Here is a 10,592-nt window from a genome sequence, read left to right on the forward strand (position 1 = left end):
TTTTAAATAAAATAACCCAAACTTTACCAATAAAATATTGAACAAAAAATCCTATTTCAAAACATTATTGGAAAAATCTGCCTTCATAAAAATAAAACATGAAAACAGCAAGGAGTTCAAAGAGAGCATGGCGCCTTTAAAGTAAAATATAGCACCCCATTGCAATGCATAAAAATAGGAAGTTGCCTAGGAATGAGTTAATCACAATAACACTTGTTTTATGCTACTTTAATAGAGAAAACTTTCTGCGCAGATACGATTTATAAAGACATTGCTGTATAAAGAGAATCGCATGATCTGTAATTTGTAAAAAGAATCAAATTCCTGTAGAAGCATTTTAAGCTATCTATCTAGCTTTCTTTATTTAATATTGAAAAGTACTCTTATAAATCTATGTGGGATAACGAACAACAAAAAAACGATCCTGGACAAGACCCTGCTCTTGTCGTCAAGCGTTTGCGGCCTGCGCGCCGACAGGTCTCTGCTCGTTGGCTTACGGGAACCATTCTGACAGGAATCACTTCCTGCATTCTTATGGGGATTGCACTTTTTACGGCTCTTGATGAACAACAGCGATTGGTAACACCGCCACAATGGTTTACGCAAGAAAACCTATCAGAATCACAAGCCCCTGAGGCCAATGGCTATAAAGGCGACCGTATTTCTCCCACTCATGCAAGGCAAAGCTTTGACAGAAAACGTCAATTTGAATTATCGATTCTACAAAAAAAAGGCGATGAAAAAGTCATTCAAACACAACATTTTGAATGGATTCGTATGGCTTTAGCCGAAAATCGCCCCCAGAAATATAGCTATCCAAAATTTGATTCTTTAAGCATTCTTGCTAGTGATACGAAAAATCAAAATATCGCACCACAAGAAGATTCTGGGCAGATTTATGGAGCAAAGGTTGAAACAAAACTCACCTTACGCAGCTATGATTTTAAGGTAAATCAATTCGATTTTGATGACAGCGACACATTGACAGATGAAGAGGCACAACAAGAAGTACAAAAAGCTGGATTTACTTTAGAAAAGAGCTCCGAACTTCTTTCAGTTCTCACATTGATTGATCCTTTAAAATTAGAAGATGTATCCTCCCCTTCCCAAGGCACAGAATCCCCTGAAGTTCGAATCGTTCAAGAAAATGTAACCGTTTCTCCTCAAAGTCACCGTATCGATCTGACGAAAAACTATGTTGAAGATATTATTCCTATTCGTAAAAAACAAACGATAGCCGATGCTTTCAAAAAAACCAGTTATACAAAAAAGCAAATTGACCAGGTTGTAAAAACGCTAGAAAAAATAAGCCTTTCCGATTCCCTTAAAGAGGGAAGCCTTTTACGCATTGGTATCGTGACACAAGCTGGTGAAGAAGACCATCTCGTACGCGCAAGTATCTATCAAGGGATGCATCATGTTCTCACCATTGCCCTGAATGATAAAGGCCAATTCATTGAAAGCACAGAGCCTAAAATGTCTAAAGCACTTAAAACGGCTTTTCAAAATGGTATTCCACATTCTTATATCAATAGCGCACAATTACCAACGGCTTATGATGCACTCTATAGTGCTTTGCTAAGCCATAATATATCACAATCTCTCTCTCATCGTCTTATTCGTCTGCTGGCCACCAATATTGATATGAAAAGTCCGATAACACCCAATGATCAGATCGAAATATTTTATGCTGTACCACAAAGCGATAAAGAAAACAAAAACGGCAAAAAGAATTTGAAAGCAAAGGAAGTATCCAAGAACGCTGATCCAGAAATTCGTTATATTAGTGCAACTTTTGGGAATACAACTTATAAATATTACCGTTATCAATTAAAAGATGGAAGCGTTGATTATTATGATTCTGAAGGGAAAAGTTCAAAGCCTTTCTTGCTGCGCAAACCCACACCAAATGGCATTTTTGGCTCTCCCTTTGGTCCACGCAAACATCCTATTTTAGGCTATGTCCGCATGCATACGGGTGTTGATTGGATTGCTCCTAAAGGATCACCCATTATTGCTGTAGGAGATGGTATTGTCACAAGAGTAGGCGTAACAGGCGGCTATGGAAACCATACGGAAATTCAACATGCCAATGGATATGTCAGCAGTTATTCACACCAAAGTCGTTATGCACCAGACATCAAACCAGGCGTGAAAGTACGACAAGGACAAATTATTGGGTATGTTGGATCAACAGGAATGGCAACCGGTCCCCATTGTCATTTTGAAATCATTGTCAATGGCGTCAAAGTTGATCCCATGCGCATTCGTATACCGGATAGCAAAGCCTTAACCAATCAAGACCTACAAACATTCCTACAAGAAAAAAACAACATTGATGCCTTGATCAACAGCCCAATAGCACCCTCCGAAGAGACTTAAAGCATGAAAGCATCTGCATTTTTACGACTCAAAACATCTAAAAAATATGCTTGAGCGCTTACTTTTCTCAAAGAGATTTCCGCATTTTAAATATCTATTAAAGAATACGCCGAAAGATGCCACCACCCAAGGTCGCATCACAATGATTAAAAATAAAACGCCCTCCCCTTTTCAGGTTTACGCACAATAGAAAAGTGAAAAATATGAAACCCCAAAAGGCTAACTCTTCTTGTTTATTTTATCAAAACGATAGCCCGTCCTTATTTGCCATGCAATAAAATCTCAAATCAAAGAGGTGCCCGCTAAAGGATGAAGATTCTAAAATCCATATCATTCTATAAACAACCCGACTTTTTGTTGAATAGATTCCACCTATTGAATGCTTGTTGTGCATAGCCCTAAAGGACAGTGTTTCATGAACTTTCTAAGCAAGTTATCCTTGAGAATATTCCTTACACACTTTTACAAAAACACCCCATATTTAAAGTTTCACATGCCTTACAAAAAATAACAAAACTTGAAAAAACTCTCTCTTTGCAAAGCAATAGAGCTTACGAATATAAGTATTATTGGCTTAAAGGAGCACTTATTCAAAATAAATTTAAAGGCTAACTTAAGCACTTCAAAGCTCTCAGACAAGGAGAACTTTGAAAGCCGATCATCGGAGTCAACAAAGCAAAAAAACAACAAGAGAGAAAATCAAACATTACACCAAAAGATAAAGAAGCAAAGTTGTTTCTCTTGAAGGCAATTGACAATCTGATATGAATGGTGCTGTGTTCGCGCTACTGAAGCCGTATTTTTCCTTCTTCTTGTGAAAAGATGCCCTCCCCATACATTCACGATGAATGAAAGGCAGCTTACCACGAGAAAAGAGAAAATTTACCCTTTTAAAAAATCAGTCAGAGCTTTTTTTTGAACTATTCATACTAAGTTTTGGCAAAGGAATGACAATCTTTGTACCTCCTAAAGCAGAAGTTTCAAACAGAGGTTTTTCACCAAATTGCATACAGAGCTGTTCCACGACCACACGACCAAGTCCTGTTTTTTGTTTTAAAGTTTGGCTTTTCATTCCCACGCCATCATCTTCTACAATGAGCATCAATTGTCCATCTTTCTGGGGACCAAAGGAGATATAAATATGACCAGACCGTTGATCAGGAAAGGCATGTTTTAAGGAATTGGTTAGCAACTCGCCAAGGATAATTCCAAGTGTTGTCGCATCTCTTGAAGACAGGCGACAATCTTTAAAGTTGGTGTGAATGGTGATGTTTTCACGCAATTCAAAAGGGACTGCCAATTCGACATCATGCACAACAGAGCTGAGAAACTCTGCCAATAGTGTCGTTTCCATATCATCACTTAAGCGCAAACGACGATGTGCTGTAGAAATTGTCTGAATACGATCACGTGCAGCCCCTAGAACAGCACGGACCTCTTCATTTTTGCTCCGGTTTAACTGGAGCCCCAACAAAGAAGACACCGTCCCAAGAGAATTGCCAATACGATGGCTTGCATCCTGCAACAATATTTCAACCCGTTGGCGTTCTTTTTCAGCGTGATTACGTGCTCTTTCTAATTCTTGTGTTCGTTCTTTCACGCGGGCTTCCAGAGCGATATTTTCACTATGAAGCAGCAATTGATACAATTTTAAAGAGCGCATATCACGATGAAAACGATTAATAACAAAATAGGCAGAAATAAAGGTACTCACAACGGAAACAATAGCCGCCAATGTCAAAGCCGCCCGCATCAATGCGATACCCTCACGCTGTTTTTGTCGCACCACATCATCCCCATTAATAAAGCTTGTCATCAATTGAGCTAAACGCGCTACAGGAATCTTTGATACTTCCAAAGAGTCCGCATGAGAAGGTTGAGAAGGTTGTTCAGGAATCGCATCAAGAGCACGCATATGGGCATTCATAAAGGCTTTTCGTGCTTCAACCTCTTCTTTAAAAGCCGTAAACCATTTATACCACTGCGGATGCGCATAAACAATAAGTGCGATATAGTCGAGAATATTCCCCAACTCCCGCTCTGCATTTTCAAAACGTATTTTATCTTCCGCCTTGCGCGTTTTTGCATAGCTGCGGTCAGCAACAGCCATATCAATCAGGCTAATAAGGACCAAATCAGCCTGTTCGCGCAATTCTGAACTTGTATTCAACTGTGCGACTTCTCGATCAACGGCATTTGAAAGCAACATAATAAAAACCGATGCCAAAAGAGCCATAACAAGAGAAACAACAATCGCACCCCACCGCCAGCGTGATATTGTTGCATCAGAAGAAGGCATTTGAGGCATCAAATTTGTTTTTGTTGTCATAGAATGTCCATTGGCGAACTTGAAAGTCGTCATTTTTCAGCACAAAGGAAGGCAACCTTATGGAACATAAAACCTAAAGCCCGTGAGAAAGTTTTATACAGGCTTTTCTTGTGTTCTTAAAGATACACGCCAAACTTCTGAATTCCCTCAGATACTGACTTTACTGTAATAGCTATAACGGGAATAAAAAAAACAAGGCTATCGATCATAATTATTATGCTTTTTTAGCCGTTAAATGAACACAATGTACTTCCAGCTGAGTAAGAATCAGGACCATAATCAGACTCACCGTTGACTTTAAGAAGTTCTTGTAATCGATTACGCGCCCTGCTCACACGGCTTTTAATGGTTCCAACAGCACAACCACAAATAGCCGCAGCATCTTCATAAGAAAATCCCGATGCGCCAATGAGAATAATGGCTTCTCTTTGATCGGCAGAAAGCAAATTTAAGGCTTTTTTGAAATCTTGCAAATCAAGTGATCCATATTGAGCAGGATGAACAGCGACATTTTGAGTAAACACGCCGTCGGTATCTTGAACTTCTCTTCCCTTTTTACGCATTTGACTATAAAATTCATTGCGCAAAATGGTAAAAAGCCAAGCTTTAAGATTAGTTCCCATCTCAAAACTATCTTGCTTAGCCCATGCCTTCATAACAGTATCTTGGACCAAATCTTCGGCTTTATCGTGCTTGCCACTTAAAGAAACAGCAAAAGCTCGTAAAGCCGGCAACACAGAAAGGAGTTCTTGTTTAAAGTTTTTCGCGCACTTTGACATAAAGGATTCAAACCTTTTCCACATTGTTTAAGCCAAATTGCTCTGCGCGCTCCAACTTCTCTAAAAGCTCAAGCAAACACCGTGGCAGTGCTTCTTCTTGAATTTCCATGTAAAATTGACGTAACTTCCGTGCTATTTCGCTATTGACCCCGAGAAGATCATCTCCAACTCTAAATTGTGTGGTGAGATTTTTTTCATCACGGTCGTTCATTTTTCATCCCCCTAATCCATATATTACTAGTAGCACCGCGAAGAATTTTTCGCCTTATAGTTGTAAATATAGCTGCCGGTAAAAAGTTCCATACAAATCAAGGAACTTTTTTATCGGTTGAGAATTTCAACCAACAAAATGCTTGAAAGGTCAAAGGAGTTATAAATTATGTCATTATCAACGCGCATTGCCCCGCATCTTCCCTATCTTCGGCGTTTTGCCCGCTCTGTCACCGGTAGCCAATCCTCTGGCGATGCCTATGTTTCAGCGATGTTGGAAGCACTCATTGCCGACATCTCCATTTTTCCCAAAGCCTCCACTGACCGAATTGGTACCTATTGGCTTTTTTGCCATCTTTTTGACCAAACCACACCAAACATCCCTGAACCCCTGCCCCAATTTGGTCTTGAACAAAAAACCAGTGCCAAATTATCCTATCTCACGCCCCGTGCACGCCAAGCATTTTTGCTCATTGCCGTTGAAGGATTTCATGAACAAGACGCCAGCGAAATCATGAATCTGGATACGAAAGAATTTCGCAAGCTTCTCAACCAAGCATCCATTGATATTTCTCAACAAATTGCCACTGAAGTAATGATTATTGAAGATGAACCTCTTATTGCACTTGATATTGAGCAAATGGTAGAAAGCCTAGGTCATCATGTTGTAGGAATAGCGCGCACGCGTGATGAAGCTGTCATCATGTATCATAAGAAAAAACCACGGTTGATTTTGGCTGATATTCAATTAGCCGATAACAGTTCAGGGATTGATGCGGTCAACGAGATTTTGAAAAATGACCGTATACCAGTGATTTTCATCACGGCTTTTCCCGAAAGGCTTCTCACTGGCGAGCGTCCAGAACCAACTTTTTTAGTGACCAAACCTTTTAACCCAGATATGGTGAAAGCGCTTATTTCCCAAGCTTTATTTTTTCAAGAGAATGCTTCTAAAGCGGCTTAGAACAGGGTAACATCTTAAAATTATGATTGTTACGCCTCTTTCAAAGCCTCCCATGGATAGATCTCATATGAGTGCGCTCATGCAAGCGATTCGTGGTGCGGATATTTGCGTTCTCTATCAGGCAACAAATCTGGTTTATTTATGGGCTGAAAACTTGCCCCACCATTTGCACAATAAATGGCGGGTTGGGTGTCGTGACAGCGACTTTTTTTCGCTTGACCTTGCAGACAATATGGAAACCATCAAACTGCAAGTTTTAGCCAGTGGCAAAATGCAAACTGTTGAAGCACGTTTTGAAGATACAAACAAACAAGAGATTTGGTACAAATTTTCTATTGATTGCCACCGCAATGATAACGAAGACATTATTGGTATTATCACCACCGGTGTCAATATTTCCGGCTTACGCCGCCGTGAACAAGTGCTTAAAATCCTTCTTCGCGAAGTCAGTCACCGTTCTAAAAACCTTCTAGCGATCATTCAAAGTATTGCCAGCCAAACCGCCCGCTATACTGAATCTCTTCAGGTTTTTTTACGAAAATTTCAAGGTCGTCTTCATTCTCTTTCTCATTCTCAAGATCTGATCACTGATTCCGATTGGCGCGGTGCTCAATTTCGCGAATTGGTCCAAACGCAGGCTTTAGGTTATTTTATGAAAGAAACAGAACGTTTTTCACTTGAAGGCGTCGATCCTTATCTTTTTCCCAATGCCGCTTTGCATATCGGTTTGGCTTTTCATGAACTGATTGTCAATTCTCTTTCTTTTGGAGCCCTTTCCCAAGAAAAGGGGAGCATCTGTGTACGCTGTGAAATCGAAACAAAACTGAATGGCAAAACGCAACTTATCATCACTTGGCATGAAAATTTTGAATCCGGCATCCCTCCCACAAACAATAAAAAAGCCTGTTTTGGTAGTGCCGTTCTCGAAAAAATCGTTCCCATTTCCGTGAATGGTTCAGCTTCTCTCAGATTGACACAAGAAGGAATTGTCTATTGCCTCTCTGTTCCTGATACTTATTTTGATATTTTTTCTTAAAAGAGCATTTTAAACAATGAACAAGAGAAGTTTCCCCTTTTTTAGCAAAATGTCGCATCTGTTTATTAAGCACAAAGATATTTTTCAACCCCTTTAAACCAACCTCTATAGTCCCCCAATAGTTCCGCAAAACCTTAACGATGAGAACTGAAAGCCACATAAAATCCATTCCCGCTGTCAATCAACTTCCATCCCTCATATAACCGGCATATTTTAAAACAGAAACCAAAACGATAAAGAGCAAACCGTTTCAGCTTTTATATGCAAAATAAAAGCGAGCCTGTTACCCATCTCTTTTTGTGTAATTTTCGCAATGCGTATATAATTTTATTTTGGCAGAATATGAAATTTCAAGGAGTAAAGCTAATATCCATCATCACTCTTCAGCTTTACGGACTTAAAGCATCCACGACAACGACAATTAATTGATGAAAATTACATATTTTACGCTTTTATTTATCGCATTCTATAATGGAGATATTCTCTTCAAGTACAATAGGGCATCCTAAAACAGAATACACTTGTGTCCCTCATTCACGCACTTTTTTAATATTTCCCAGCGCATCCACGCTCATTTCAAAACAGTATCTGTAAATAAGATATAATAGTCCCCGTAAAGTGAACCATCAAAACCGCCCCTTGTTACGCCACGTCCTTCTTTACCTTCATACCCCTTTTCACTTCATAAAAGTAGTAGCTGAGCATCATCATACCATTTGTCTCTCATGTTACAACAGCCATTGACCTTTGAGAGCGTCCATAAGAGGCATTTTAGGCTTTTTTCAAATATTACTCACCGACATAGAGCCCCCCCCACACACACCCTTTTATGACGTGCAAGCCAATGACTTTGATTAATTCACTATAAAGGGGAAAACGCATCTCAAAGGGGAACTAAAAAACTTTGAAAGCGTTTAACAGTGAAGAAGCCCCTAGACTGACAAATTGGAGTCCGCTCTGTCAACCTGTCATTTGGAAAATAATTGATGAATCCCCTTGTTTTTATCCTCTTATTAGTTTCATGTACAGATGATTTTAATAGTTGCTATTCGAACAATACAATGGTTAAAATCTATCCCACGGCTCAAGCTTGTGAACAGGCCATGGTCCCGTCCACAAAAAAGTTTGCACTTTATGGACAACAAATTTTTGCTCAATGTATAAACGTACAACCCAGTTTACATCAACAAGAAGTAAACTTGATCTGGTCTGTAACAAACCATGGAAATTTTCTTCTTAAAAGCCAAAACGTAAAGGACAAGCTGTCTACAGTCCACAAAGAAGATATTTTATCAACATCGCTTCCTCTTTTGCATTCTTCTTCCACAAACCTCTTGCACAAAAAACTTTAAAAGCATAAACCCATCAGATCTCAAAAAAATAATCAATGAAAGACATGATGGATAATAAGCGAATGCAACCTTCAAAAGACCATCACACAGAGCAAAATTCTCTGCCTCAAGATCTCCCTTTAGACCCTGCCGTAGAACGAGTGAGAAAAAAACTTATGGGTTTAATGATTATTTCCGTTTTAATAACGCTTTTCCTTATTCTAACCGTACTGTTTTTAATTGTTTATAAAGTGATAACAACCGGATCAGCGCCAAAACAAACCGAGTTATCTTCCTCTCCCAGCAAAAACCCACACGTTATCCATCATACGCTCTCTCTACCGGAAAAAACACAGATTTTGTCGCAAAGCCTCTCAGAACACAATATTGTACTGAAAGTTTTAACCCCTGATGGACAAACAAAATTTATGATTTACAATTATCATACCGGTGCTCTAATCGCCGTTCTTTCTGTTGAAACAACAAAAGAGAGTTCGAAGATAATGCCCCATTAAGAAAACTAACATCAATAAGCGCTTAACATAGCATCCTGAGGGTTTAAACATTTTCTGCAAGCCGATACTATCACACGCTTTGCCAACTCGTGGATGTTGCCCACAATCCTTGGCCCTAGAGAGAGAGTTCATAAGAGCCATTTTTATTCCTTCTTATACAAATTTATCCACACGGGCTCTCCCCGTTTGCAACGTGCAAGCGAATGGTTTTTGTTGATCCAACATGGAACAAATTTGGAAATGAGAGAATTCTAGGGGTTTAGGGGCTCTCACCTAACATTCAAAACAATGAATTATTATTATAAATTAATGTGATAAGTCTTAAATATCCACCACACGGGCGACGGCGCATTTTTACTGTATCCCCTCACTTAAATCTTGGAAAAGAAGAAACCTTTCTGTCAACGCATTCCCATTTTAAGAAAATGACATCACTTGGGAAAAGCTAATAAACGTGCAAGAAATACCTCTTCTTGAGTGCAAAAATTCAACATGTTAATTTATAGTGATGATTTATTTTGCATGTCAAATGAGAACCTCAAATACTGTAAGATTCTCCCTTTCAAATCTGTTCGTAAAAAACTGAATCAAAATCATTTCCTCACATATCCCAGCAAGGAAATGGATGAATAAAATACCTCTTATGAATGATCAGGTATCAAAAGAAGAACTGTTGCAACATTGAAAATTAAAGCAATAACGCCCAGTTTACATCTTTTATTAAGCAAAGATAACCGATGGATTTCACATGATAGAATTCATGAACACCAGTGCGAAATGGGCATGAATACATTGAATATAAGTGTGAATTAAATAAAACAACGACATTGCGTTCTTCATAAAAGAACTGCCTCTTAAAATACACGGATGTGGTTTTCTCTGTATTCCCTCACTTAAATCCCAGCAAAGAGGCAATCTTTTCTGTCAACAGCCTTCGTTAAGTCTCAATACTGCCGGTGAAAATCCAAAGAAAGCGCAAGAAGCTTCTTGAGTATATACAATTTACTATCATGATACCAATAACATCACCACAAGCGCTTATACAG

The 10,592-nt window shown here is 39.0% G+C and carries 9 protein-coding genes; 6 read left to right on the plus strand and 3 right to left on the minus strand.

The genetic code is table 11. The annotated features are described in order from the left end of the window. The first annotated feature begins 393 nt into the window (after positions 1-393). Both ACFINI_RS07865 and ACFINI_RS07870 read left to right on the plus strand, forming a co-directional pair. Positions 394-2,382: a M23 family metallopeptidase gene (locus ACFINI_RS07865; RefSeq protein WP_375647441.1), complete on the plus strand. Its 1,989-nt coding sequence runs from the start codon at positions 394-396 to the stop codon at positions 2,380-2,382. Positions 2,383-2,790: 408 nt separating this feature from the next. Then, positions 2,791-2,994: a hypothetical protein gene (locus ACFINI_RS07870; protein ID WP_375647446.1), complete on the plus strand. Its 204-nt coding sequence runs from the start codon at positions 2,791-2,793 to the stop codon at positions 2,992-2,994. A gap of 286 nt (positions 2,995-3,280) precedes the next feature. Here the strand turns inward: ACFINI_RS07870 and ACFINI_RS07875 are convergent, their stop codons facing one another. The 3 genes from ACFINI_RS07875 to ACFINI_RS07885 all read right to left on the minus strand — a co-directional run bounded on the left by ACFINI_RS07875 (position 3,281) and on the right by ACFINI_RS07885 (position 5,701). Continuing rightward, complete coding sequence (locus ACFINI_RS07875) at positions 3,281-4,711, minus strand: sensor histidine kinase (RefSeq protein WP_375611692.1); 1,431 nt, start codon at positions 4,709-4,711, stop codon at positions 3,281-3,283. Positions 4,712-4,935: 224 nt separating this feature from the next. Further along, positions 4,936-5,490 (minus strand): RNA polymerase sigma factor, encoded by a 555-nt coding sequence (locus ACFINI_RS07880; protein WP_375611691.1) that lies wholly within the window; start codon positions 5,488-5,490, stop codon positions 4,936-4,938. Positions 5,491-5,497: 7 nt separating this feature from the next. Then, complete coding sequence (locus tag ACFINI_RS07885; RefSeq protein WP_375610684.1) at positions 5,498-5,701, minus strand: NepR family anti-sigma factor; 204 nt, start codon at positions 5,699-5,701, stop codon at positions 5,498-5,500. 168 nt (positions 5,702-5,869) lie between these two features. Between ACFINI_RS07885 and ACFINI_RS07890 the strand changes: the two genes are divergently transcribed. From ACFINI_RS07890 to ACFINI_RS07905, 4 genes are all read left to right on the plus strand, one after another. Then, positions 5,870-6,664 (plus strand): response regulator, encoded by a 795-nt coding sequence (locus ACFINI_RS07890; RefSeq protein ID WP_375607013.1) that lies wholly within the window; start codon positions 5,870-5,872, stop codon positions 6,662-6,664. 22 nt (positions 6,665-6,686) lie between these two features. After that, positions 6,687-7,700, plus strand: a complete 1,014-nt coding sequence (locus ACFINI_RS07895) for a sensor histidine kinase (RefSeq protein WP_375613649.1) — start codon at positions 6,687-6,689, stop codon at positions 7,698-7,700. A 986-nt stretch (positions 7,701-8,686) separates the two neighbouring features. After that, on the plus strand, positions 8,687-9,052 hold the full coding sequence (locus tag ACFINI_RS07900; RefSeq protein ID WP_375647511.1) for a hypothetical protein: 366 nt from the start codon (positions 8,687-8,689) through the stop codon (positions 9,050-9,052). Positions 9,053-9,096: 44 nt separating this feature from the next. Continuing rightward, positions 9,097-9,546, plus strand: a complete 450-nt coding sequence (locus ACFINI_RS07905; RefSeq protein WP_273791317.1) for a hypothetical protein — start codon at positions 9,097-9,099, stop codon at positions 9,544-9,546. Positions 9,547-10,592 lie beyond the last annotated feature (1,046 nt).

It is taken from the genome of Bartonella sp. AA56HLJMS, assembly GCF_042197145.1.
Classification (GTDB): domain Bacteria; phylum Pseudomonadota; class Alphaproteobacteria; order Rhizobiales; family Rhizobiaceae; genus Bartonella.